Source organism: uncultured Rhodospira sp. (assembly GCF_937138205.1).
In the GTDB taxonomy this organism is placed as follows: domain Bacteria; phylum Pseudomonadota; class Alphaproteobacteria; order Rhodospirillales; family Rhodospirillaceae; genus Rhodospira.
The window spans coordinates 1-25,570 of the sequence record NZ_CAKZOT010000014.1 but is presented as its reverse complement, the minus strand read 5'-3'; the positions used below and the strand labels follow the sequence as shown (position 1 = coordinate 25,570).

Annotated in this window: 18 protein-coding genes; 8 read left to right on the top strand and 10 right to left on the bottom strand. The window is 65.4% G+C overall.

The annotated features are described in order from the left end of the window. Positions 1 to 133: 133 nt before the first annotated feature. Complete coding sequence (locus Q0309_RS01885; RefSeq protein WP_299436863.1) at positions 134 to 3,019, bottom strand: ankyrin repeat domain-containing protein; 2,886 nt, start codon at positions 3,017 to 3,019, stop codon at positions 134 to 136. A gap of 69 nt (positions 3,020 to 3,088) precedes the next feature. On the opposite strand from Q0309_RS01885, the gene Q0309_RS01880 reads away from it, so the two are divergent. Together Q0309_RS01880 and Q0309_RS01875 are read left to right on the top strand one after the other, a co-directional pair. Further along, positions 3,089 to 3,448, top strand: coding sequence for a LysE family transporter (locus Q0309_RS01880; protein WP_299436861.1), 360 nt, complete (start codon positions 3,089 to 3,091; stop codon positions 3,446 to 3,448). Between the two features lie 191 nt (positions 3,449 to 3,639). Beyond that, positions 3,640 to 4,338, top strand: a complete 699-nt coding sequence (locus tag Q0309_RS01875) for a LysE family translocator (RefSeq protein ID WP_299436859.1) — start codon at positions 3,640 to 3,642, stop codon at positions 4,336 to 4,338. A gap of 16 nt (positions 4,339 to 4,354) precedes the next feature. Here Q0309_RS01875 and Q0309_RS01870 read toward each other — a convergent pair whose 3' ends face one another. After that, positions 4,355 to 4,522 (bottom strand): hypothetical protein, encoded by a 168-nt coding sequence (locus Q0309_RS01870; RefSeq protein WP_299436857.1) that lies wholly within the window; start codon positions 4,520 to 4,522, stop codon positions 4,355 to 4,357. Between the two features lie 245 nt (positions 4,523 to 4,767). Between Q0309_RS01870 and Q0309_RS01865 the strand changes: the two genes are divergently transcribed. Together Q0309_RS01865 and Q0309_RS01860 are read left to right on the top strand one after the other, a co-directional pair. After that, the gene (locus Q0309_RS01865) at positions 4,768 to 4,983 is read left to right on the top strand and encodes a hypothetical protein (protein ID WP_299436855.1); all 216 of its coding nucleotides are present in this window, start codon (positions 4,768 to 4,770) and stop codon (positions 4,981 to 4,983) included. A gap of 496 nt (positions 4,984 to 5,479) precedes the next feature. After that, positions 5,480 to 9,790: a LamG-like jellyroll fold domain-containing protein gene (locus Q0309_RS01860; protein WP_299436853.1), complete on the top strand. Its 4,311-nt coding sequence runs from the start codon at positions 5,480 to 5,482 to the stop codon at positions 9,788 to 9,790. A gap of 546 nt (positions 9,791 to 10,336) precedes the next feature. Here the strand turns inward: Q0309_RS01860 and meaB are convergent. Continuing rightward, positions 10,337 to 11,332: a methylmalonyl Co-A mutase-associated GTPase MeaB gene (meaB, locus tag Q0309_RS01855; RefSeq protein ID WP_299436851.1), complete on the bottom strand. Its 996-nt coding sequence runs from the start codon at positions 11,330 to 11,332 to the stop codon at positions 10,337 to 10,339. A 799-nt stretch (positions 11,333 to 12,131) separates the two neighbouring features. Between meaB and Q0309_RS01850 the strand changes: the two genes are divergently transcribed. Beyond that, the gene (locus tag Q0309_RS01850; RefSeq protein WP_299436849.1) at positions 12,132 to 13,151 is read left to right on the top strand and encodes a PAS domain-containing sensor histidine kinase; all 1,020 of its coding nucleotides are present in this window, start codon (positions 12,132 to 12,134) and stop codon (positions 13,149 to 13,151) included. A gap of 70 nt (positions 13,152 to 13,221) precedes the next feature. Here Q0309_RS01850 and gyrB read toward each other — a convergent pair whose 3' ends face one another. The 7 genes from gyrB to Q0309_RS01815 form a co-directional block, all read right to left on the bottom strand. Next, positions 13,222 to 15,633 (bottom strand): DNA topoisomerase (ATP-hydrolyzing) subunit B, encoded by a 2,412-nt coding sequence (gene gyrB / locus Q0309_RS01845; protein ID WP_299436847.1) that lies wholly within the window; start codon positions 15,631 to 15,633, stop codon positions 13,222 to 13,224. A gap of 30 nt (positions 15,634 to 15,663) precedes the next feature. Further along, entirely contained in the window at positions 15,664 to 16,827 is a 1,164-nt protein-coding gene (gene recF, locus Q0309_RS01840) for a DNA replication/repair protein RecF (protein WP_299436845.1), read from the bottom strand. A gap of 13 nt (positions 16,828 to 16,840) precedes the next feature. After that, the gene (gene dnaN / locus Q0309_RS01835; protein WP_299436843.1) at positions 16,841 to 17,959 is read right to left on the bottom strand and encodes a DNA polymerase III subunit beta; all 1,119 of its coding nucleotides are present in this window, start codon (positions 17,957 to 17,959) and stop codon (positions 16,841 to 16,843) included. Positions 17,960 to 18,115: 156 nt separating this feature from the next. Continuing rightward, the gene (locus tag Q0309_RS01830) at positions 18,116 to 19,690 is read right to left on the bottom strand and encodes a glycosyltransferase family 39 protein (RefSeq protein ID WP_299436841.1); all 1,575 of its coding nucleotides are present in this window, start codon (positions 19,688 to 19,690) and stop codon (positions 18,116 to 18,118) included. 54 nt (positions 19,691 to 19,744) lie between these two features. Further along, positions 19,745 to 20,446, bottom strand: coding sequence for a gamma-glutamyl-gamma-aminobutyrate hydrolase family protein (locus Q0309_RS01825; RefSeq protein WP_299436839.1), 702 nt, complete (start codon positions 20,444 to 20,446; stop codon positions 19,745 to 19,747). Between the two features lie 87 nt (positions 20,447 to 20,533). Continuing rightward, positions 20,534 to 20,956, bottom strand: coding sequence for an acyl-CoA thioesterase (locus Q0309_RS01820; RefSeq protein WP_299436837.1), 423 nt, complete (start codon positions 20,954 to 20,956; stop codon positions 20,534 to 20,536). 139 nt (positions 20,957 to 21,095) lie between these two features. Next, a complete protein-coding gene (locus Q0309_RS01815; RefSeq protein WP_299436835.1) occupies positions 21,096 to 21,980 on the bottom strand; it encodes a hypothetical protein in 885 nt (294 codons plus the stop codon). Positions 21,981 to 22,131: 151 nt separating this feature from the next. Here Q0309_RS01815 and Q0309_RS01810 point away from each other — a divergent pair, with 151 nt between their 5' ends. From Q0309_RS01810 to Q0309_RS01800, 3 genes are all read left to right on the top strand, one after another. Further along, positions 22,132 to 23,097 (top strand): hypothetical protein, encoded by a 966-nt coding sequence (locus tag Q0309_RS01810; RefSeq protein ID WP_299436833.1) that lies wholly within the window; start codon positions 22,132 to 22,134, stop codon positions 23,095 to 23,097. A gap of 71 nt (positions 23,098 to 23,168) precedes the next feature. Beyond that, positions 23,169 to 25,163, top strand: coding sequence for a DNA topoisomerase IV subunit B (gene parE / locus Q0309_RS01805; protein WP_299436832.1), 1,995 nt, complete (start codon positions 23,169 to 23,171; stop codon positions 25,161 to 25,163). A 73-nt stretch (positions 25,164 to 25,236) separates the two neighbouring features. After that, the coding region (locus Q0309_RS01800) for a hypothetical protein (protein ID WP_299436831.1) at positions 25,237 to 25,570 on the top strand (334 nt) is incomplete at its 3' end.

Sequence of the window (25,570 nt, the reverse complement as noted above, 5' to 3'; positions counted from 1 at the left end):
TTCTAGCATAACTGGCGGAGGGGGTGGGGCCGGGGTCGGACGTTCTCTGGACAATAGGAACGGGCACGTCCGGCAAATGCCGCTTCGGGATACCCGGTCTCACGCCACTCACCCCCGTTCACGACGACTGTGGTTATGGATCTCCCCCATCCGTTTTAAGCCCCAGAACGTCAGCGCGAAACGCCGCCAACTGTTGCATCCCCCTCTCGATATCCCTGGTGTTCATGGCCTTGATGTCGGCTTCGCTGAACAGTCCGGATCGCGCGTAATAATCCGGCGGATAGTCAGGTCCCCAGGCCTCCGGTCGGAACACCTGGTAATAGGGGACCCACGCGGAACCCGCGCGGATCTTCAAGTCCGGGTCGACGATATAGTGCCCGCGCCGGAAGCGCCGGAACAGGAACCGATTGTACGGCGACGTGCCATCGACCTCGTTCTTGGACAGGATGCTTGAGATGTAGGTCCGCTGCTTGCGCCGCTCCGGCAGCACATCCTCGGGCAGGATGGCGACGACCTCGGCGAGGGCCTTCGCCGTGAAGCCCTCGTTGTGTCCGTATCTCTCCGCGATCCAGGGACCCAGGCGGCGATAGAACAGCGCCCCCATGATGCGCAGCAGGACGTATTCCATCAGGCGGCGGTCGAGCTTGATCAGCCGGCCCCGGGCCTGGACATCAATGCTGGGAGGCGCCAGAAGGTCGAACAGCTCGGGCAGTTTCTGGCGGGCGAACCGCTCGTCGGTCAGGCCGCGTTCCAGGGCGAAGTCCACGGCGGTGAAGCCGTGGTTGGCCGTCAGGGTGGGGTCGGCCCCGCGTTTAATGAGCGTTTGCGCGACCGGAACATTGCCGACGCGGGCCGCCGCCATGAGCGGGGTCATGTTGAAGGGGGTGCGGTGGTCGATGCCGTACCGCTCCACATCGCGCAGCACCGCGCCCGGGTTCTTGAACGCGTAGGCCTCGAAGTGTTTCTGGTGCAACAGGGTGACCGCCTTGTCCTCGGGGTCCAGGGCGGGCTTGAAGCCGTCCAGGGTGAGCCGGTTGAGCATCGGCCGGTAGCAGTGCAGCAGGGCATGTTCGAACACCGGCAGAAGCTGCTTGCGGGCACCGGAGGCGAACGCGGCCTCGCTCTGCACGTCGAAGGTGGCGCGGTCCACCACGGTCCACGGCACCGGCTTCTGCTTCAGGACGCGGTCGCGGATGTCCTGGGCCTGTTCCGTCTTGCCCTGCATCTCCAGGCGACTGGCCTCGCGTTGCCACTGTTCCAGACTGGAGTCCTCCCGCTCGGCCGAGACGGTGGCCTCCGAGAACCGGGCCATCTGCAACAAATCCATGAGAGGATGCCCGTGGTCGGATTCGACCCAGTACAGGTTGCGCACGGCGCGGGTGATCGCGACGAACAGGGCGTTGATATAGAACTTGTAGACTTCCAGCGACTTGTCGCGCTTGTCGCGGGCGCGGGCGTAGGTGAGCGTCTCGGTCTCCAGGGCCGCCGGATCGACGTCCCGGGCGACCTCGCGGAATGCCTTGGCCTCGTCGCTGACCACGTTGAACAGGATGATGCTGTCGTATTCCAGGCCCTTCGCTTCCTGGATGGAGAACACCAGCGGGGTGTTGAACCAGCGTCGGGCCTCGTCCTTCTGGTCCGGGTGCAGCACCAGCACGGCCACGCGCGTGGAGCGCCGGGTGCGGTCGTCCAGATCGCTCAGGACCTCCGGGGTGTGGGGCAGCAACTGGAGCCGGCCCGGCTCCCGCGCCACGCTGCGGACCAGATAGTTGCTCTCCCGGTCCACCGACCCGAACCGGGCGTGCTTGAGTTTCAGGATGCGGTTGGCCACCTCGGTGACGGTCGGGGTGTTGCGGTAGTTGGTGCGCAGGATGCGCACGATCTCGCCGTCGTGCGCCCCCGACAGCCCGCGTTCCTCGAAGAACAGCGACTTGATGTGTGCCCAGGAAAAGAAGTTCGGGTGGACGATTTGGTTGGAATCGCCGGTGAGGATGAACTCGCCGGCGGTACGCAGCGACTTCAGGATCAGATAAAGCTGAATGTTGGTGATGTCCTGGACCTCGTCCACCACCAGGAAATCATATCGCGGCTCAACCGCCCCCACGTATTCGTGACTGAGGATATTGGGGTCGTACAGGCCCGACTCGCGCAGGAAGCCGCGGTACTTCTCGAACAGGTCATAGACCGCCGGACGGTCCTCCTCGCTGAAGATCGATTGCTTGACCCCCAGATCGAGATAATCCTCGCGACTCAGCCACCCCGCGTCGCCGACTGGGCCGGTGATGACGCCCCGGATCTCCTCGAACACCTTGTGGGCGTCGCGCAGGCGGCGCGCCGCCGGCTGGCGGACGAACCACGCCTGGAAGTCGCGGGGCGTGACCTCGCGGCCCTCGGGCACGCGGATGCTCTCCAGGAATTCCTGGAACGAAAGAAAGTCGATCTCCTGATCGTCGTTCGTGTAGTTCCGGGCGTAGTACAGATCGCGCGCATTCCGGACCAGGTACGGCGACAGGCTGACATACAGCATGTCGCCGACCATCTGCTTCATCTTCTCCAGGGTCAGTGCGGTCTTTCCGCTGCCGGCGGAGCCGATGATGATGACCGGCGGCGACAGGGCGTGGATGGCCTCCTGCTCGTCGTCGAACGTCAGGATCTTGTCGAGGATGTTGAAGCGCGGCTTGTCCGGGTCCAGCAGCGGCAGGTCGCCGGCCGGCGTGGCGGCGTCCGCGTCGATCGCGGGGACTTTTTCCTCGTCGATCTCGGCGCCCCGGCTGAGAAAGCGCGATTTCTCATAGGCGTGATTGCGGATGTGCTCCAGGATCAGGCAGCAGGTCTCGCCGCGCGCCCGGTACAGCGAGAACAGCAGACGGTCGCTCTTGTTCAGGCGGGCGCGATAGAGCGTGTCCGTCAGCTTGCGCACATCGGCGCGGGCGAAATCGCGTTCCCCCAGGGCGCGGACGACCTTGTCGAAATTCGGAATCTTCTCGGGAACCAGTTCGTTGTAGACAAGAACGCGCATTGACCTTTCCCGCTATGGCGGTGCAATGAGCGCCCGCCCATTCCGGTCAGAGGCTCGGGCCTCGCCGTCGTGAGCGACCGCGCGGGCGAAGGCTACTGTCTCGATCCCACCATGCCAAGACCGGTTCGCCCCGGCCGGCATGAACCACGGTATCGGCATGACGGCGCGCTGGCCGTGAGTCCCGAAGGCGACAGCAAGCCCTTGACCCAGGTCGTGACCGGCGGGGTTCTGACCAACATCCTGAGTCCCAAGCTGTCGATCTTCTTCCTGGCCTTCCTGTCGCAGTTCGTGCCGTCCGACGCGGCGGCGCCGCTGTCGCGCATGATCGGCCTGCGTGCGGTGTTCATGGCGCTGACCTTCGTGGTCTTCGTCGGGTATGGCGCCTTCGCGGCGCGCGTGTGCCGCCATGTCATCAGCCGCCGGACGTGATGGCCTGGGGCCGTCGCGGCTTCGCCGCCGCCTTCGTGCTTCTGGCCCTGCGGTTCGGCTTGGCGACGTGAAGGCGGCTCGCGGCTTTTCGTTTCCCCGGCGGGCTGAATCGTTTGCACGGTGGGTTGAAACGCCGATAGATTCTGGACTCTTGGCGCCGGGTCACCGGCCGAAACCAAGGACGCAAGCCGATGGACACAACCGTCCTTGTCGTCTACACGATCACCGCGCTGTCCGTGGCCATCCTGCCCGGCCCCAGCATGGCGCTGGCGTTCGCCCACGGCGCGCGCTTCGGCATTCTCGGCACGCTGCCGACGGCGCTGGGCAATGTCGCGGCCACCGTCCTTCAGGCCGGCGCCGCCTATATCGCGTTACGCACGGTCACGGCCATCGACCCGCGCGTGTTCGTGGTCACCCAGGGCGTGGGCGCGGTGGTGCTGATGGTGATCGGCATCAGTCTGGTCCGTACCGCCCTGCGCACCCGGTTGACGGCGGACGGCGTGCCCTCGGTGGCGGCGGAGCGGCGGCGGCGGTTCCTGACCGGCGTTCTGATCACGGTGTTCAATCCCAAGGCGGTGCTGTTCTTCATCGCCCTGTTTCCCCAGTTCGTGGAGCCGGGTGCGGTCGGGACCGCCGATCTGGCCGCGCTGTTCCTGCCGCTGGTGGGCGTGGCGCTGGTCAGCTTCATGGCCTATGCGGCGTTCGGCACCGCCTCGGCCCGCCTGTTCGGCCGCGCGCGTCTGATGCGCGGCCTGCTGGCGGCAGTCGGCGCGCTGGTGACGGCGACCGGGCTGGTCGGCCTTCTCGACGCCCTGCGGGATTGGATCGGCGCCGAGGCGGCGACACACGGCGGCCGGCACCGACCCGGTGTGGGCGCGCCGTCGGCGTGATCCGATCCGCCCTTGCCTACCCCGCCGCCGACGGACGCTCTCGGCTCCAACGCTGCACGATCACCACCCCCGCGAGGGCAGTCACGCCGCCGGCCTCGCGAAGCCGGCGCACCAGCTCCGGCACCTTGCAGGCGGCGATGCCGCCGGTGACGATCAACAGGACGCGGCGACCCTGAAGCGGCATGGCGCGGGCTCCGGCGGGGAGGGAAGGCGAGCAGGGTAGGTGCGCGCGGCTCGGCGCGCAATCGTGGGCGAGCGGAGGGGAGGGGAGGCGACAGAGTAACCGGCCGGTTTGGGCCGCCTTGCGCGCTGGCGTGTAACGAGTAGCGTTTGTCGTTACAGACGTCGGTAACGACGTCATCACTGACGTCAGCAAGCGGGTCGAACGATACGGTAGGAGATCCTGACGGGAGTTGAACGGCGGCGGCGGTGGCCGAACCCGGGCTGGCTGGGGACGAAAAGACCGACGCCGCGCCCGAAAGCGGCACCGCACCGGACCTGGACCAGCCGGCCCAAAAACTCGCGCCGCGCCGTCGCGGCAAGCCCAAGGTGGCGCCGGACACCCCGCGCACGCTTTGGCAGCTCGACCTGACGGCGGCAAATGATCGCGGCACGACCCTGGCCTGCCCGATCTGCAGCCCTTAGTGTCTGTCTGGAAAGCCCTTATGGGTACCAAGGACGGTGCTCGTTCTGGGGGCCGGTATTCCACATATTGTGGTCTTCGAGACTTTCCGGACGGGCACTTAGGAAAAGGTCGAACGCTTTGAGGTTTTCCTAGCGCCCCCCGACCATTTTTCAGTACCACTGCCGTACACAGCGCGCGTTCTCCGGATCCCCTGCCGCACCCGTCCCAGCCCGCGAGACAATCGGCAACGCGCCGCGTCTGGCACCCATGCTGACGACGCCGGCGACCCGGGAGACGCACGTCGGGCGCATTTTTCTGCAATGGGCCGCAGGCGTCAGGCCGCGTCATCGACCGCCGCAAAGGCCTCAACAGCCTGTCCCGGACCGCCAGGGCTCAGGGCCAACGCCATCGAAGCGCGCGTCGTGTCCGGGGTCCCGCGAGCGGCGCCCCAAGGCACGCCGGCGTTTCCCATGAGATGTCGGAAAATACCAGCGTTAGCGTTGCAGGAGGAAAGAAATGAAAGCGAAAGCATTCGGGATTTTCGTCTGTGCCTTTTTAGTTTTTTTGTCAGCCGTTGTTTCCGCCTACGTTCCTCCGCCCGGCCGTGAGTTGGGTCCTGTTGGCACCGGGTACGGGGTGATCTCACCCGTCCCGGGGGATGGCTTTGGTCGACCGGTGTGGGGAGAAGCAACCATGTTTAATAAAAATGGTACGAATGAGCGCGACCAGAAAACAGGTTACGGAACATCGCGCCCGACACTGGAAACAAACAATTTTGAACTGTTTTTTCATAGAACCGAGAAAAAAGCTGACTGTTACATGCCGGGCGTAGGCACAGGTATTTGTGATGCCGGATACAGCTTTTCTGGTGCCGGCATATATACTCATGAGCATCACAAACACGTTGGGCAGACGCATCGAGTGCTCGCCCGTGATGCACAGGAGCAGAAAGCAATGCATACGTTTTATGCGTCGAATGCGACGGAACTGTTCAATGCTCTTCAGAACGCATCGGCTGGCGATGTTGTCGAGCTTGCGGCAGGTAATTATGGTAGGTTTGACCTGAATGCAAAGTACCACTATGCCTGGGCGAAGTTCCCTGGTATGATCACAATTCGTTCAGCCGACATGGATGATCCGGCTGTTTTCGAAAACATGAACTTGGTTGGGGTGGAGAACCTGACGCTTGAGGGCCTAAACTTCAGGGCATCGTCGGACCACGAGGGCAACTTGTCTGTCACGCATGGTTCTTCCCACATTACTGTAAAGGACTGCGATTTCCGCGGTGGGACTGTCGACGATCCAGGTTCGGTCTATCACGGGTATCCTGCCGGCCATGCGGTGAAGTTCCGTGACTCAAGCCACATTACGATGGACTCCAACACTATTCAGCACTATCAGTCCGGGATTACTACCGCAACTATCGACAATGTACACTATGTCAACAACGAAATCAGCCAAATGCGGCATGATTTCATGGTGTTCGTGGAAGTCACAAATGCGGTGATTGAAGACAATCATCTCCACGACTCTTTTGCTCCGATAGAGTCGATCGAACACAAAGACATGATGCAGTTTTGGACGGCTGGTGCTAGAACCCCGACCGAGAATGTCATCATCCGCAACAACTTCATGAACAATGGGAGTGGCGTCGATACGCAAAGCATTTTTATTCGGAATGAAGCTGTCGATAGCCAGGGTGCCGGTCCGGAAATGCTGTACCGGAACTTCACAATTGAAAACAATGTGATCCACAATAGTCACATTAACGGTATAACGGTAGGCGATGTTGAAGGGTTGGTGATTAAAAACAACACGCTTGTTAAGAACAACACGCTTGTTGACAGCAGCGGTGCTTCGTGGGCGCCTAGCATTAATGTTAACAGGGTCGCGAATCAGGTGGAAGTGAGTAATAATATTGTAGATGCGATAAACATTTCCGATGCAGCTGGCCCTAACATTGTGGTTCACGATAATGTCACGGACTTCGATGAATCGCATGAGGCTGATATTTTTTTGAACCCCTTTGCCGGGGGCCACACGACGCTGCAAGACCTCCAAATCCGGCCGGGTAGTATTGCCGAAGGCCGTGGCTCGGTCCTGTCCGTTTATGAGCCGACGCCTGACGATGTGGTCCTGAACATTGACGGGGGTGTCGGCAGGTTGTTCGAACATGAGGTGATCGAACTGACCTCGGACTGGAGTCGAGACGAGCACGGCCTGTTGTCGGACACCGAATATAACTTCGGGTGGCAGGTGATCGACGAAAACGGCCAGGTCGTGATGGTGGACCAGGGATCGACCCTTCAACTGAGTGGTCTGACGGCCGGCTCCTACGAAGTGCAGCTGTTTGCCGAAGGTCCGGAAGGAGAGGTCAACACAAAGAGCATCGACCTTGAGGTCCGTCCAAGCGCGCTGTTGGCGCTCGACATGGATGGCGGCGTGGCGACGGATGTGTCGCCGTACGGCGTCGGCTTCACTGTCAGCGACCCTGCGGCAATCCAGGAAGTGGACGGTGTGGACGTGCTTGCGCTTCGTGATGGTGTGTCGTTGTCTGTCACGCCGCCACCCGGCCACCTCAGACACACCGTCTCACATCTGTACGAGTTGGAGACGTTCACGATCGACATCGGCTTGCGGCTCGATGACGCGCAGTCCCCTGGTGGTTATCTGTTCGGCAGTTGGGGATCGTACAGCATCTCTCTGGACGACTCTGGACGGGTCGTATTCTGGATCAGAGACGCCGCCGGCGATGAGGTGAAAGTAACCTCCGATACACCGCAAATTTACGACACCGAGTGGCACCACATCACTCTGTCTTATGACAGCGTTGTTGGGACTGCGACCATCTATGTTGACGGGAACGTCGCGGCTGAGGGTGCCGTCGAAAACCCGACAAGGCCGGACGGCAACTCGCCGAGTTTTGGGTCGGGGTGGGTCAACACTGTTGAGGCACAGATCGCTCACTTCAACTGGAACGCTCAACCGGCATCAGCCAGTCTGGCGCAGGAAATGGACGCGGCGTTCAAGGACAGCGTGGGTGTTGGCGACCTTGGCTCTCCGCCGGTTCAGGACGGATCCGTCACGGATCAGGATGGTGCCAGTACCGATCAGGATGGCGCCGATATGGACACGCCGACGCTGTTGGCGCTCGACATGGATGGCGGCGTGGCGACGGATGTGTCGCCGTACGGCGTCGGCTTCACTGTCAGCGACCCTGCGGCAATCCAGGAAGTGGACGGTGTGGACGTGCTTGCGCTTCGTGATGGTGTGTCGTTGTCTGTCACGCCGCCACCCGGCCACCTCAGACACACCGTCTCACATCTGTACGAGTTGGAGACGTTCACGATCGACATCGGCTTGCGGCTCGATGACGCGCAGTCCCCTGGTGGTTATCTGTTCGGCAGTTGGGGATCGTACAGCATCTCTCTGGACGACTCTGGACGGGTCGTATTCTGGATCAGAGACGCCGCCGGCGATGAGGTGAAAGTAACCTCCGATACACCGCAAATTTACGACACCGAGTGGCACCACATCACTCTGTCTTATGACAGCGTTGTTGGGACTGCGACCATCTATGTTGACGGGAACGTCGCGGCTGAGGGTGCCGTCGAAAACCCGACAAGGCCGGACGGCAACTCGCCGAGTTTTGGGTCGGGGTGGGTCAACACTGTTGAGGCACAGATCGCTCACTTCAACTGGAACGCTCAACCGGCATCAGCCAGTCTGGCGCAGGAAATGGACGCGGCGTTCAAGGACAGCGTGGGTGTTGGCGACCTTGGCTCGCCGACGGATCAGGATGGAGCCCAGCCTGCGGCGATGGCGTTCGAGGCGAGTGCGTTCCACTCCTATGGCGGCACGCAGGACGGCTCCGGTTCGGTCAGCGTGCAGGATGGCGGCGCGACGCTGCAGTTCCAGGGCAACACCTGGAAAGTGATGGCGCTCGACACCGAAATCACGGCCGACACGGTCTTGACCTTCGACGTCAAGACGTCCGCGATGCCCGAGATCCTGGCCATCGGCCTGGATGCCGATACGACGACCAACAACGGCAACGATGTTGCCTATGTCGTCGGCGGCACGCAGGGCCGGGTGAACTGGGATATGCTTGACTACACCCTCGACGGCACGGCGGGCAGTGAGTGGACCACGGTGAGCATCGACGTGGGCGCCGACTTCACCGGCGGCGGCTACCTCACCTTCATCCACGATCAGGACGCCTCGGGTGCCGCGGAAACGTTCATCCGTGATGTGACGCTCGTCCAGCCCTCCGCCACGGAGACGGTCGTTGCCCCGTCTTCCACCACGGACACGACCACGACCACGGCGATGGCGTTCGAGGCGAGCGCGTTCAAGTCCTACGCCGGCTCGCAGGACGGCTCGGGGACGGTCAGCGTGCAGGATGACGGCGCGACGCTGCAGTTCCAGGGCAACACCTGGAAGATGATGGCGCTCGACACGGAGATCACGGCCGATACGGTGTTGACCTTCGACGTCAAGACCGGCGCGGTGCCCGAAATCCTGGCCATCGGCCTGGATGCCGACGCGACGGCCAACAACGGCAACGATGTTGCCTATGTCGTCGGCGGCACGCAGGGCCGGGTGAACTGGGATATGCTTGACTACACCCTCGACGGCACGGCGGGCAGTGAGTGGACCACGGTGAGCATCGACGTGGGCGCCGACTTCACCGGCGGCGGCTACCTCACCTTCATCCATGATCAGGACGCCTCGGGTGCTGCCGAAACGCTGATCCGCGACGTCCGGCTTGAAACGCCGGATACCCTGGTGGCGTCGATTGGTGACGGCTGGGATACCGTGGGCTAAACGCTTCGAGGTTGACGGACGGCCCACCCCGTTCCTCCTCCCACCCCTCACGGCAAGGACACGTGAGAGGGTTGGTAGGAGGAGCGGGGTGGTGCTGTGAGGTGGTCCCGAGTCGCTGACCAGGTGGGCGATCACCTGCAAAGGCTTACCCCCTGTTTCCGGGCCCCCCTTGCCGTGGGGGACGTCCGGTCGCTGGATCCACCACCGGCCGCGCCAACCGGACCCAAGTGGATAAGCCGGCACCCCCATTGTGCCGGCCTTTACAAGTGAAGGGCACAGCCTGCGGCGAAACCCGCCAATCGTCCAAAAGTAAAGGGAAGACGGATGCAGGTATACTCTTGATGTGTTTTTGTTCATATCGATTTTAAATTGCGCACCAAACTCCTCGGCACTACCCAAAAGAGTTAGACCATTCGATGGAGGTGCACGCCCCTTTGGTGCGCTGCACAAGAGCCCCCTCCACCGAATGACCGAGGCCAAAGCGTGAACGCTGACGCCGCGAGGCCCCTGATCCTCGACGAACGTCCTATATGTTCGTATTTCGTTCTAATCCGCCGACACGCCGAACCGCTCCAGGATCTCCGTCGCCGCCAGTGTAACGGTCAAGGATCCGTCATCGATTCCCTTCAACAACTCTGGCAGGCGCGCGCGGACCTCTGGGTGTGATCTGACCGCGTCGAGCACGCGGTCCTCGACCATCGACCACATCCAGTTGACACGTTGACGCCGACGCTTCTCGGCGATCTCGCCGGTGGCCGACAGCGTGCGCCAGTGCTCCTCGACTTTCTCCCACAACGCATCGAGCCCCTTGCCCGACAGACCGGAGCAGGTCAGCACGGGCACCGACCAGTTCGGACTGGGCGGCTGCAGGATGTGCACGGCGTTCTTGTACTGGTGCACGGCCTGGTGGGTCGCCTGCGCGCCCAGGCTGTCCGCCTTGTTGACGGCGATCACGTCGGCCAGTTCCAGCACGCCCTTCTTGATGCCCTGAAGCTCGTCACCCGCGCCGGCCAGCATCAGCACCAGGAACACGTCGACCATGTCGGCGACCACGGTCTCGTTCTGGCCGGCGCCGACGGTCTCCACCAGGATCACGTCGAAGCCGGCGGCCTCGCACACGACCATGGTCTCGCGCGTGGCCCGGTTGACGCCGCCCAGGCGCCCGCCCGAGGGCGACGGCCGGATGAAGGCGTTGGGGTCGGTGGCCAGCGCCTCCATGCGCGTCTTGTCGCCCAGGATCGACCCGCCCGAACGGGTGGAGGACGGGTCGACCGCCAGCACGGCCACCTTGTGCCCCTTGGCCGTGAGCATCCGCCCCAGCGATTCGATGAAGGTGGACTTGCCCACGCCGGGCACGCCAGTGATGCCGACCCGGTGGGCCTTGCCGGTGAGCGGCAACAGCTCCAGCAGCATGGCCTGGGCGAGGTCCTGATGGCGCCGGGCGCGGCTCTCGACCAGGGTGATGGCGCGGCCCAGGGCGGCGCGGTCGCCGGAACGCACGCCGGCGACATGCTCCTCGACGGTGAACTCGGCACGGGGCATGGGGCGGCTCTGTGTTGGAGGGCGGGAAACGGGGGGCGGGGGGGGACCGCGACGGACCCAGCGTCCGCCCACTCAACCCGGTTCGGGGCGCCGGTTCAACCCCCCACGGGCGCCGTCCGGGGGCGGACGCGGAGTCGCGGTGGATCGGGGCGCGGGTGGGAGCGCGGCCCGCCCGCCCGCCTCGCCCCGGGACGGGGTCAGCGCGCGCTAACCGGGTGCGCGGCCGCTATAAACCGCTTAGATGGCATTCGCCAGTTCGTGTGCGACTCGTTTCGGCTCAAGTTTTACACAATTGATTTCCGTGCGTGTGTCAATTGTCACAGTGCCGTTCGGGTCGGAGTCCTTGACTGTTCCTCCCATTCAAAAGGCAGTCCGAGAGTGCTACTGTGAAGACAGACATTCAGCAGAACGCTGGAGGCTGACATGACCATTCACAGCAATATCGTTCGGCATATATACATTGCCTATATCGTCCTGGCCGCGATCTCCGTTTACGGCAGCCTGTAGGCCGGACCCACCCCGCGACGGCAAAACGCCCGGACCCCACACGGCCGGCGCCGCGCCACCGCCAGCCAGCGTCGCCTCGCGGAGGGCAAAGCAGGACCGGACGTTCGACCCCACGCATGTCTTGTGCCGGCCGATCAAACACGCCGCTTTGCTGTAGGATTGATCAGTTTTGGTTTGACGGCCATCGGCGGATCGTGGCTTAGTGATTCAGTTGTGTGGGGGGCAGACTCCGCAACCTAGAATTATTCATGGTCGGAGTTCTGGGGCATTTGCCTTGCCAATCGGAGGCCACATGTGCCCTGCACGCTCGAATGTTGAATACTATTACATGCGGCTTCTCGACGCCGTGGCCGGCATGGTGGCCCACGTCTCCGAGGGTGAGCGCTGCCAGTTCGTCAATCAAGCGCTTGCCTCGTGGCTCAACGTGCCGCGCGAGGATCTGGTCAACCAGCGCGTCCGCGACGTGCTGGGAGAACCCGCCTACGAGAACCACCGGCCGATCATCGAGGCGGCGCTGTCCGGCGGTCCGGTGACCTTCCAGGAGACCTGCACGCGGTCCGGCCACCCCGAGGCCGCCACGACTCTGTATGGGCGGGTCGTGCCGCTGCCCGGCGACGGCTTCCTGGCCCACCTGATCGACATCGAGGAGATTCGCGACCGCCTGTGCGAAGAGGACGAAAAGAAACGCCAGGAATACGTCCATGACATGAAGACCCTGATGACGCCGGTCCTGGGCTATCTGGAATTGCTGGCCCTGAAATACCCGGACGATCCGGCGCTGGACGGGGCCTGTGCGATCTTCAAGGACGTCGCCGCGACCCTGCTTGAGGAGGAAGAACAACACGCGGCGCGCCAGACCCCGATTGCCGTCGCCAACAGCCATATCCGGGGCGTGGTCGCCACCCTGTTGGCCGGCCGGCCCGACGTGGCGTTGGAGGTGAGCCTCGACGACGACGCCGGCGTCGTGCCCTACAACGGCCTGGTGTGCCTGCGGGTGCTGGGGAACCTGATCCGCAATGCCCTGCGTCATGCCTGGCCGCCCGGCGGCGGTGCCACCGAAGACACGAGCAAGCAGCTCATGGTCCGGGGCCGCATTGAAGGCAAGGCCTATGATCTCAGCGTGACGGACAACGGCGTCGGATTCGAAACCGTGCCGCCGCAGGGGGGGCCGCTTCTGCGCCACGGCCTGGCCTCGGTCGGCCGCCTGTGCCGGAGTGTCGGCTGGGACCTGCGGGCCGGCAATGGCCCCGAAGGCGGCGCCCTGGTGCGCATCCGGATGCCTGTGTCGGACGCCCCCAAGGCCGGCCCGTGACAGGGAGGTTGTCGGATGGTGTTTGCCGCCCCGTCCGGCAAGCCGACTCTTTTCCGAGCCCCTGCGTCCCTCAAATATCCAGGTTGACCACGTTGAGCGCGTTTTCCTGGATGAAGTCGCGGCGCGGCTCGACCAGGTCGCCCATCAGGCGCGAGAAGATGGCCTCGGCGTCGTCCACCTGGCTCACCTTCACCTGCAACAGCGAGCGCGCGTTGGGGTCCAGCGTGGTTTCCCACAACTGGTCCGGGTTCATCTCCCCCAGGCCCTTGTAGCGCGACAGGCTGATGCCCTTGCGGCCGGCGGCCATGACCGCGTCGGCCAGGCCCACCGGGCCGTGGATGGTCCGGTCTCCGTCCGCCGTGGTCAGCGTCACCGGCTGCTCGTAGACGGCGCGCAGGTCCTCGGCGCGGCCGTGCAGGTACAGCGCCTCGGCGCTGTGCAAGGTGGTGGGGTCGACCGGATAGCGTTCGGTCACGCCGCGCACGGTGCGCGAGAACTGCAACCCGCCGTCCGCGCCCAGCGCCTCGCCGGCCCACCCGGCCTCACTCAGGGCGTCCTGCCGGTTCATCCGCGTGGCCACCTCCCCCGCCCGGCGCTGGGCGGCGGCGGGGTCGGCGAGCACCTCCGGATCGAACATCCCGGCGATGGCCAACTGCTCCACGATCCAGACCGGCACGCGGCGGCTGAGGCCCTCCAGCGTGTGCTTGAGTTGCCGCGCCTGTTCGGCCAGCGCCCGCAGGTCCTCCCCCACGATCGACGCCCCGTCGGCCAGGGTCAGGCGCAGGTCGCTCAGGCCGCTGTCGATCAAGTGGCGCTCCATGGCGCGCTCGTCCTTGAGGTAGACCTCGGAATTGCCGCGCTTGGCGCGGAACAGCGGCGGCTGGGCGATGTACAGATAGCCCTTCTCAATGATCTCCGGCATCTGGCGGAAGAAGAACGTGAGCAAAAGAGTGCGGATGTGGCTGCCGTCCACATCGGCGTCCGTCATGATGATGATCTTGTGATAGCGGATTTTCGCGATATCGAAGTCATCGCGGCCGATGCCCGTGCCCAGGGCCGCGATCAGCGTGCCGATCTCCTGCGACGACAGCATCTTGTCGAAGCGCGCCCGCTCAACGTTCAGGATCTTGCCCTTCAGCGGCAGGATGGCCTGGAAGCCCCGGTCTCGCCCCTGCTTGGCCGAGCCACCGGCGGAATCGCCCTCGACGATGAACAGTTCCGACTGCGACGGGTCGCGGTTCTGGCAGTCGGCCAGCTTGCCGGGCAGGCTGGAGATGTCGAGCGCGCCCTTGCGCCGGGTCAGTTCGCGGGCGCGCCGCGCCGCCTCACGCGCCGCCGCCGCCTCGACAATCTTGCCGACGATCTTGCGGGCCTCGGCCGGGTGTTCCTCCAGCCACTGGCCGAGCTTGTCGGCGGCCACCTGCTCGACCACCGGGCGCACCTCGGAGGAGACGAGCTTGTCCTTGGTCTGGCTGGAGAACTTGGGGTCCGGCACCTTGACCGACAGGACACAGGTCAGCCCCTCGCGCATGTCGTCACCGGTGGGGGTGACCTTCTCCTTCTTCAGCAGGCCGGAGTCCTGGGCGTACTGGTTCAGCGTGCGGGTCAGCGCCCCCCGGAATCCGGCCAGATGGGTGCCGCCGTCGCGCTGCGGGATGTTGTTGGTGAAGCACAGCACCGTCTCGTGGTAGCTGTCGGTCCACTCCATCGCCAGTTCGACGATGATGCCGTCGCGCTCACCGTGAATGGCGATCGGCGGCGTGTGCAGCGCGGTCTTCGACTGGTCGAGGTAGCGCACGAAGGCCTCGATGCCGCCCTCGTAATGCAGGTCCACCGTCACTGGCTCGGCCGACCGCGCGTCGGTCAGTTTCAGGTAGACGCCGGAGTTCAGAAAGGCCAACTCGCGCAGGCGGTGTTCCAGCGTCTTGAACTCGTAGGTCGTGTTGGAAAAGACGGCGGGCGAGGCCTTGAAGGTGATCTCGGTGCCGGTGCGGTCGCCGCAATCCCCCACCACGGCCAGCGGCGCCTCCGCCTTGCCGTCGCGGAAGCGCATATGGTGGGCGTGGCCGTCGCGCCAGATGCGCAGGTCGAGCCACTCCGACAGCGCGTTGACCACCGAGACGCCGACCCCGTGCAGGCCGCCGGAGACCTTGTAGCTGTCCTGGTTGAATTTTCCGCCCGCGTGCAGCTGCGTCATGATGACTTCGGCGGCCGACACACCCTCGCCCTTGTGCAGGTCCACCGGGACGCCGCGCCCGTTGTCGCGCACCGTCACCGAACCGTCGGCGTTGAGGATCACGTCGGTGCGGTCGCAGTGCCCGGCCAGCGCCTCGTCGATGGCGTTGTCCACCACCTCGTAGACCATGTGATGCAGGCCGGAGCCGTCGTCGGTGTCGCCGATGTACATGCCCGGGCGCTTGCGGACCGCGTCCAGACCTTTGAGAACCTTGATGGATTCGGCGTCGTAAGCGTGCTGCGCCATGCTGGATCCTGTTTGAGCGAAGAGAACACGTCAGTCTACCAGATTGCCGTCCCGCAGGCCGACAAATTGCGCCTGATCGGCGAAATCGCCGAACAGCGCGGCGTCGGTGCCGGTCAGCCAGGCCTGCGCCCGCAGCCGCGCCAGCGCGTCGGCCAGGGCGGCGCGCCGCTCGGCGTCGAGATGGGCCACCACCTCGTCCAGCAGCAGCAGCGGCGGCCCGCCGCGCGCCGCCGCCACCACCCGCGCCTGCGCCAGCACCAGGGCGATGAGCACGGCCTTCTGCTCACCCGTCGAGCACTGGGCCGCCGGGCGGTCGAGGCGGGCGTGGCGCACCAGCAGGTCGGTGCGGTGCGGCCCCAGCGTCGTGCCGCCGGCCTCGGCATCGGCGGCGCGAGACGCCGCCATGGCCTCGCGCAAGCGGTCCTCGACCGTCAGTGCCGGCTGCGAGTCCAGCGCCTGCTCAGCCAAGCCCTCCAGCCCCAGGACGGCGCCGGGGAACGGCCCCTCGGCCTCGGCCAGGGCCATCGACAGGCGCGCCACCAGATCGCGCCGCGCCGCCGCGATGGCCACACCGTGGCGGGCCAGGGTGTCCTCCAGCGCGTCCAGCCACGCGGGGTCGGCGCGGCCCTCGCGCAGCAACCGGCCCCTTTCGCGCAGGGCATGGGCGTGCGCGGCGCAGCGGCCGGCGTGGTCCGGATCCAGCGCCTGCACCAGCCGATCGAGAAAGCGGCGGCGCTCGCCCGCGCCGTCGCGGAACAGGCCGTCCATGGCCGGCACCAGCCACAATGCCGCCAGATGCGCCCCCAGCACCGTCTGGCCGCGCATGGTCTCGCCGTCGACGCGCACCACCCGGCGGTCGGTGGGGCTGTTCGGCTCCAGGCCGGTGCCCAGCGAGACCGCGCCCTCGGCCGTCCGCACGGTGGCGGCCACCGCCCAGGCGCCGGAGTCGGCGCCGTGCCGCGTGATCTCGCCCAGGCGCGCCGCGCGCAGGCCCCGGCCCGGGGTGAGCAGCGACAGTGCCTCCAGCACGTTGGTCTTGCCGGCGCCGTTGGGGCCGGTCAGCACCACGGCGGCCGGCTCGACCTCCAGCCGCAGGCGCCGGTAGCCGCGAAAGTCCGTCAGGGTCAGACGGGTGACGGCGGGAAGAGTGGCGGCCCCGGGGGCGCCGGGCGGCCCCGATCCGGCCTCGGCCATCACATCCGCCCCGTCACACCCTCATGGGCATGAGGACGTAGACCGCCGAGCCGTCGGCGACATCGCGCAGGATGGTCGGCGCCGAGGCGTCGGCCATGATCAGGCGCACCGCGTCGCCCTCGATCTGGCTCAGGATGTCCAGCAGATAGCGGCTGTTGAAGCCGATCTCGATGGGCGGTCCGTCGTAGCTGGCCTCGATCTCCTCGACCGCGCTGCCTGCGTCGGGGCTGCTGGCCGACAGCGTGATCTGCCCCTTCTCGACCGTCATCTTCACCGCCCGCGACTTTTCGGTCGAGATGGCGGAGACGCGGTCGACGGCCTTGGCCAGGGTGGCGCAGTCCACCTCGACGACCTTGTCGTTGTTGATCGGGATGACGCGTTCATAGTCGGGAAAGGTGCCGTCGATCAGCTTTGAGACCAGCACGCTGTCGTCGAAGGCGAAGCGGATCTTGGTCTCGGACAGCGAGACGGCGACGTCCATGCCGGTCTCGTCGATCAGCTTGCGCAGCTCCGCGACGGCCTTGCGCGGCACGATGATGCCCGGCATTCCGGCCGCGCCCTCGGGCAGGGGCACCTCGACCCGCGCCAGCCGGTGGCCGTCGGTGGCCACGGCGCGCAGCACGGGCACGCCGTCGCTGGTGGTGGCGTGCAGGTGGATGCCGTTCAGGTAATAGCGCGTTTCCTCGGTCGAGATGGCGAAGCGCGTGCGGTCGATCATGCCGCGCAGGTCGGCCGCCGACAGCGAGAAGGCATGGCTGTAGCTGCCCGCGCTCATGACCGGGAAGTCCTCGACCGGCAGGCAGGCGAGGTTGAAGCGCGAGCGGCCCGAGCGCAGGACGAGCCGGTCGGCCTCGCCGTTCAGGGTCAGTTCGACCTGGGCGCCATCGGGCAGCTTGCGGACGATGTCGTAAAGCGTGTGCGCCGGGGCTGTCGAGGCGCCCGCCTGGGCCACCTCGCCGCCGACCGATTCCGCGATCTCCAGGTCCATGTCGGTGGCGTTCAGGCCCAGCGCGCCGTCGTGCGCGTCCAGCCTGACGTTGGACAGGATGGGGATGGTGGTGCGGCGCTCGACAACGCTTTGGATGTGCCCCAGGGACTTGAGCAGGGCGGAACGCTCGATGGTCAGCTGCATGGCCGGGTCGTTGTCACGAGGGAGGACGGCACCGGACAGCCCGGCGCGGGCCGCACAGTATAGCGGTGGGATTCGCACGCCAAAAGAAGGAAATGCCCGAACCGACGTGCGGACGAAACCGTTCCGGATCCGGTTTCGTCCGCAGGGCACCGCGCCCTATCGACAGAGACCGACCCCGCCCTTCACCAGGGCGTACCCCAGCGTCGGCGCCGGGCGGTCGGAATGGGCCAGGGCATCGGAGCTCTGCCCAACCACCGCGTCCTCGGGCAGGGTCGCCTCTTGGCCCGGAACACCGTCCGCGCGCAACAGGTCCACCATGTCCGGCATCCTGTCGGCCGGCCAAAGAACGAGGCAGTCCCCCGCCGTCGCGTTCGCCGGGGGCGCGAATCCGGCCTTCTGCGAATCGGCAGGGCGCACGAAACGGGCCGGCGGCAGGTGGCTGCGCAGGTTCTCCAGCGGCATGAAATGGACCCGCCCCAGCAGCACCACCGTTCCGCCCTCAAACCCGGCATCCTTCAGGTCGGCCGCATAGGTCTCGTACGGCAGGACGATGTTGCACTTGCCCTCGCAGGTTTGGGCCGTGTCGACGACGATGAAGCGGGCCAGGAACACCGGCACCGCCAGCGCCAGCAGCACCGTCACCAAAGCGAACAGCCCCTGCGCGGTCGGCCCCGGGCGGCCGCGCGCCAACCAAGCGAACAGCGGCACCACCACCAGGATCAGCGGATAGACGTGGTGCGGCTTCAGCGTCATGCCGAACACACCGACCAGAATCAGAAGCTCGATCAGGAACAGCACCGGCACCAGCCAGGCGAACCGCTTCTTGGCGCGGGTGACCGGGGCGATCGGCTCCGGCCGGCCCAGCGCCCGCCCGGCCGCCGGCAGGAACAGCAGCAGGGCCACGGCCACCGCCGGCAACAGGACCATCAGCGCGTGTTCCCCCAGGCCCAGCAGGCCCGGAACGGCGGCCTCCCAGGTCTCGGGCAGAGCGGGGTCAAGGTCCAGCTTGCGGTCGAACAGCGGCAGGGCCGTGCGCCAGTGCAGCAGCAGCCACACATAGTGCGGCGCCGCCACCACGGCCGCCACCAGCACCGCCACAAGCATCTTCCAGGTGCCCAGCACGGCCCGCGTCGTCGGCGCGACCAGCGCCGCCAGGACCACCGCCCCCAGCACCAGCACGAAGCTGTACTTGGTCAGCAGGCCCAGGCCGGCGATCAGGCCGAGCAGGAGCCATGCGCTCCAGCTTGGTCGGTGCAGTACCCGCAGCGCCGCCCACAGCAGGGCGAAACTGGCGGTGGTCAGGGCGAGGGTGTGGGTCAGGTTGAGGTGCGGCGCCCAGTTCCAGGCCACCAGCCCGGCCAGCGACAGGCCGGCCAGCGTGGCCATGCCCCGGTCGGGTGTCAGGTGGCGCGTCGCCCGCCAAGCCAGCGGATAGGCGGCGAACAGCAGCACGGCCACCAGCACGCGCGTCGACAGCAGCGTCGCCCCCAAGGCCGGACCAAGTGCTTGGGCGATCAGCCAGTGCAGCCACACCACCAGCGGCGGGTTGAGCGGGTCATAGCCCAGCGCCAGCGTCTGCGAGAACAGCAGCAGCTCGGCGTCGTCGTTGCGCCCGCCGGTCTGCAGCCAGACCTGCAGGGCGACCACACCGGCCAGCAGCAGCGCGACAAACCCGAAGGCGACCCGCGCGTGGACAAACGGCCGCCCCAGGGCGGCAACGGCTCCGATCATTGTGGTCCCTCCATCCCCCGTTATTTTTGGCGTGGCCGTCACCGACCAGGATCGTCACCGGTCCCGCGTCAGCCACCGATCCAGGAACCGCCCCAGCCAGCGGCCGAGCGCGGCGTCGTGGCGCGCGCGGCCGGCCCGATGCGCGGCGGCGTCGCGCGCGCCCGGCCAGGTCAGCATGTGCCCGGCCTTGCTCATCCAGCGTTCCATCATCTCGTGCGTGACCTCCGGGTGGAACTGGAGGCCATAGCCGTTGCGCCCCACCGCGAAGGCTTGGTTCGGATAGTCCCCACCGCGCGCCAGCAGCCGGGCGCCCACGGGCAGGTCGAAGCCTTCCTGGTGCCACTGGTACACGCCCATCTCGCCGTCGAACAGACCCATCCGCCGGCCCTCGCCCGTTCCCTGGATCGGATAGTAGCCGATCTCGACGCGCGCGTCGGGCCGGCGAGCCACCCGCCCGCCCAGCACGCGGGCCATCATCTGTCCGCCCAGACAGATGCCCAGCAGCGGATGATCCCGCGCCAGCGCCCGGTCGATCAGGCGCAGTTCGTCGCGCAGGCCCGGCAGGTGGTCGTCGTTGGCGCTCATCGGGCCGCCGAAGACCACCGTGCCGGCGTATCCCGACAGGTCCTCCGGCAGCGCGTCGCCATGCAGCGGACAGCGCCGATCCAGCGCGTGGCCGCGCGCGCGCAGCATGGCGCCGACCCGTCCCGGATCCGAGTGCGGCTGGTGGACGACGATCAGGACGGGATCGGGCATGGGCCCTCATGCGGACGTCGACGCGGCGAGACCGCCTTGGTACGCGGCGCGCTCCAGGGGATCAAGGCTGGGAAACATGGTTGGGGATCACGGCCCGTTCAGAAGCGCGGCCTCGCGCGCGGCGGCGCCGTCGGGCACCGGCCGGGGGCGGCCGTCGCCGTCCAGGGCGACGAACACGAAGGTGCCCTCGGTCACTTTCTCGCAAGTGTTGACCTCGGCCCGGCGCGCCCAGGCTTCGACCTTCAGGGTCAGCGAGGTGCGTCCGACCTTCACAAGCCGCGTGTAGCAGGTCACCTCGCCGCCGACGGCGACGGGCCGGTGAAAGGTGAAGCCGTCGACGGCGATGGTCGCCACCCGCCCCTGCGACAGGGCGCGGGCATGGCTGCCGCCGGCCAGGTCCATCTGGCTCATGACCCAGCCGCCGAAGATGTCGCCGTGCGGGTTGGTGTCGGCCGGCATGGCGATAGTGCGGATGGAAACGACGCCGTGCGGTCGGTCCTGGTCGGTCATGTGGTGCCTCGTGCAGTGTCAAATCTCATCGCCGCCACATATCTCTTGTGTTTCGCCTCAAGGCTATGCAACGAAAAATGGCAAATTCACCGGATATTAAAGCGTGAGCAAAAAAGACCCATGTGTACAATTGAGTTTTTTATGCAAGTCTGAGACCATATGCCATCCGCGTGCTTACTGGTGTATGAATGTAATCAGCACTGCCCCCACCAATCAAAGCTACCAGTAAACGACAAACCAGTCCCTGCATCTCAAGAGTTATGTTTTGATTGGTGCCGATCCCGTGCAAAGCAAATCCAAGAGGTTCATCAAGAAACAGCGCTTCATGAATGAGTGCGTTACGGAGAACGGAGATTGTTGATCTTTCGCTTTCATTTTCATTCTCGCTTTTCAATAAGGATGCCCATTCCGGCACCGGAATGCCAAACTCAGAACACATCCAATCAATTCTTTTGTTGTGCACTGGTCTTTTTCGTTCACGAAGCGGCTCTGTCAAAGCGGCGCACGCATCAAGGGCAATATAAAGGAGAATAAAGCTCTCAAACTGTAGATTTTTTGGGTTTTTACTGAGAAACAAGGCATGAACGGCGGCAGCCCACCATTTCACGTGTTTTTCTATGTGTTTGTTGTTGTTCCAAAAGGTCTCACAAAGCTCCAAGGCTGTCCCGAGGGTGCTGTCGGTTGTGTGGAAATCAACCAATGAATGCATTTTAATGGGAGTAGCATCCAGAAAGCCCGCTTCAGTTGTGGTCAGTCTCATCCCAGTGAAGAACGACAAACCCCAGACCAAAAAACCAATTTTCGCGCTATCATCACATCCTTCGTGGCACAAGTAGTGTGTTTTTGGCAGCCCAAAAACGCGCGAACCACACCCAATGTGAAGCCATCCATTATACACTCTTTCATCGGATTCTATGGAACTAATTTTTTCACTCAAATCCGGTAACGTTTCTATTGATATAGGCCCAGATTTCATATTGAACCTTCGCGGGAGATATCCGAACTCTATTTTCATAATTGACATACCCAAAATTCCCCGAAACGCAATCAACTCGTGGCACTGCAAAACGAAAAAAACGATCTATAGCTGTGAACTCGAGTCAGTGGCTGGACCCTTTCGTCATGGCGGATCCATATTGGAGCTAACCGAGCCGTATTTCTATGGTGTTCTGCCCATGAACGAACTCCTGCGACTCCTCGACCGCTTGGTGGTCCGCCCCCAGGGTTACCGCATCGTCCGGTCCGGACAGGTCCACCTGCGCCCGGTCAAGGCCCTGGAGCGGATCGACACCGACGGCAATCTGGCCGCCGCCCAGGCCCTGTTCGACCGCGCCGGCGACGGGACGGCGCCGCCCGATGCCCTGACGGTGATGGTCCGCACCTGCCTGCGCGGGGCGCGCCGCGCGCGCGTCCACCCCATCGTCGACGCGCCGCAGGAGACGGCGGTGCTGGCCTGCCTGGGCTCGCTGGTGGCCAGCGTCAACCACGCCGCCGCGACCGCCGGCCTGTCGGATCTCACGGTCGAGGTGGACGACGACCGCTCCGACCCCGACGCCCGCGCCCACATCGAGTCCGTTCTGGGCGCCCTGACCGTCCCCTGGACCCTGCGCACGCCCGAGGACACCCTGGCCGGGCCGGTGCTGCACGCCCAGTTCCGCCGTGCCGCCGGGGCCGACCGCCTAGTATATTTCGTCGAGGACGACTACCTGCACACGCTGGAGGCCATCGCCTCCATGGTCGGGTTCTCCCGACAGGTCCACGCCGCCACCGGCGGCCCCATGATGCTGCACCCACAGGAACAGCGCGTGCTGTACACCCACCATTATCCCAGTTACGTGGTGCTGGGGGCGGACCGGCGCTGGCGCACCACCCAGCACATGAGCCACACCCTGTTCACCCACGGGTCGGTGGTGCGCGATCACTGGGACTGCTTCGAGAACACCCGCTACGTCGGTCACAAGGAGAAGCGTAAGGCGCACAAGGGCGCCGAGCGCAACACCACCAACCGGGTGCTGGAGGTGATCCCCGGCTTCTGCCCCATTCCGGCGCTGGCGGCGCATTTCCAGGCGCCCGACTTGTTGCCGCCGTTCTTCGACTGGCGAGGCGTGTACGACGCTCACCGGCCCGACACCACGACATAGGGTAGCCGGCCCGCCATCAGGCTACCAGATCGCCTTGTTCGGCGACGCCCGCGCCTCTATACTCCCGGCCCATGGATGATCTCTTCGAAAGCGGCTCCGCCCCGGCAACAGACGGCGACTATACCGCCCGCCACATCGCCGTGCTGGAGGGCCTGGAGCCCGTGCGCCTGCGCCCCGGCATGTACGTGGGCGGCACCGACGAACGCGCGTTGCACCACCTCGTCGCCGAGGTGCTGGACAACAGCATGGACGAGGCGGTGGCCGGCCACGCCACCACCATCGAGGTGCGGCTGGACCCCGACAACCGCGTGACCGTGCGCGACAACGGGCGCGGCATCCCGGTGGACCCGCACCCGAAGCACCCGGACAAATCGGCGCTGGAGGTGATCCTCACCACCCTGCATTCCGGCGGCAAGTTCGGCGGCGGGGCGTACAAGGTCTCGGGCGGTCTGCACGGCGTCGGCGTCTCCGCCGTCAACGCCCTGGCGGACGACCTGCGCGTCGAGGTCGCCCGCGACGGTGCCCTGTGGACCCAGGCCTACGTGCGCGGCGTGCCCACCGGCCCGCTGGAGAAAGGCTCGCTGCCCGGCCGCCGGCGCGGCACCACCCTCAGCTTCCGCCCCGACCCGGAGATCTTCGGCCCGCGCGCCCGCTTCCGCCCCTCGGCGCTGTACCGCATGGTGCGGTCGAAGGCCTATCTGTTCCGGGGCGTGAAGATCCGCTGGCGCTGCGACGAGTCGCTGATCGGCGAGGGCGAGACCACCCCGGCCAGCGAGGACCTGCACTTCCCCAACGGCCTGCGCGATTTCCTGGAAACCACCCTGAAGGGCCGCTCGGTGATCGGCCCCGGCCTCTTCGCCGGCAGCGCCGACCTGGCCGAGGACCGGGGGCGCGTCGAGTGGGCCATCGCCTGGCCGGCGGAGGGCGAGCCGTTCCTCGGCTCCTACTGCAACACCGTGCCGACCCCGGACGGCGGCACGCACGAAACCGGCCTGCGCAACGCGCTGCTGCGCGGCGTTCGCGGCTATGCCGAGATGGCGGGGAACAAAAAGGGCGGCCAGCTCACCGCCGACGACGTCACCGGCGGCGCCTGCGTGCTGCTGTCGCTGTTCCTGCGCGATCCGCAGTTCCAGGGCCAGACCAAGGAGAAGCTGGCCAGCGCCGAGGCCACCCGGCTGGTCGAGCAGGCCATGCGCGACCACCTGGACCACTGGCTGTCGGCCGACCCGGACGGCGCCGGCAAGCTGCTGGCCGCTGCCCTGGAACGCGCCGAGGAACGCCAACGCCGCAAGGCCGCCAAGGACCCGGCCCGCAAGACCGCCACCAACCGGCTGCGCCTGCCCGGCAAGCTGGCCGACTGCTCGCGGTCGGGCGCGGCGGGGACCGAGCTGTTCATCGTCGAGGGCGACTCGGCCGGCGGCTCGGCCAAGCAGGCGCGCGCGCGGGAAACCCAGGCCGTGCTGCCCCTGCGCGGCAAGATCCTCAACGTGGCCTCCGCGTCCGCCGACAAGCTGCGCGCCAACCAGGAGCTGACCGATCTGGTCGAGGCCCTGGGCTGCGGCATGGGGGCGCGCTTCGACGTCGAGAAGTTGCGCTACGACAAGGTCGTCATCATGACCGACGCCGACGTCGACGGCGCCCACATCGCGTCGCTGCTGATGACCTTCTTCTACCGCGAGATGCCCGGGCTGATCGAGCGCGGGCACCTGTACCTGGCCCAGCCGCCGCTGTACCGGCTGGCGCAGGGGGGCACCGTGGTCTACGCCCGCGACGACGCCGACCGGGAGCGGCTGACGCGCGAGGTGCTGACCGGACGGGGCAAGACCGAGGTCAGCCGCTTCAAGGGCCTGGGCGAGATGCCACCGGCGCAACTGCGCGAGACCACCATGGACCCCAAGGGCCGCGTGCTGCTGCGGGTGAAGGTGCCCGGGAGGAAAACGGAAGAGGACCAGGAAGAGGCGCGCGAGACGGCCGGGCTGGTCGAACGCCTGATGGGGCGGAAAGCCGAGACCCGGTTCGCGTTCATTCAGGAGAACGCGCGGTTTGTTGAGGGGCTGGATGTGTGAGGGGGGCGTGAGCGTTAAGGTGGTGCCATTTCTGTTCGAATTGCAGGAAAGATAGGTCTGTTGGTGCCCTGATATGAAAAAGCTATCGAGCAAGCAGAGGAAAAGACATCGGTCAATTTTGCTTCGGCGGCAAAATAGGTTGAAGCATAAGAATAGTAGGGAGAGACTTAGTTCTGAGAAATTTTCCAGGGGCGGCGCAATCGGGAAATTTGTTGAAGCCAAAAAGTCACGCGGCAAAATTGTGAACGTGACATTATTGGCACCACAGGAAATGTGCGTGCGCAAAAACTATGGAGAAGTGGCGGAGTTTTTTATTAACTTTAGAGAATGTTGCGCGACAATGCGCAATCCACTGCGTATTCCACGGCATCCGGACACCCATTCCACCAACATCCGGACACCCATTC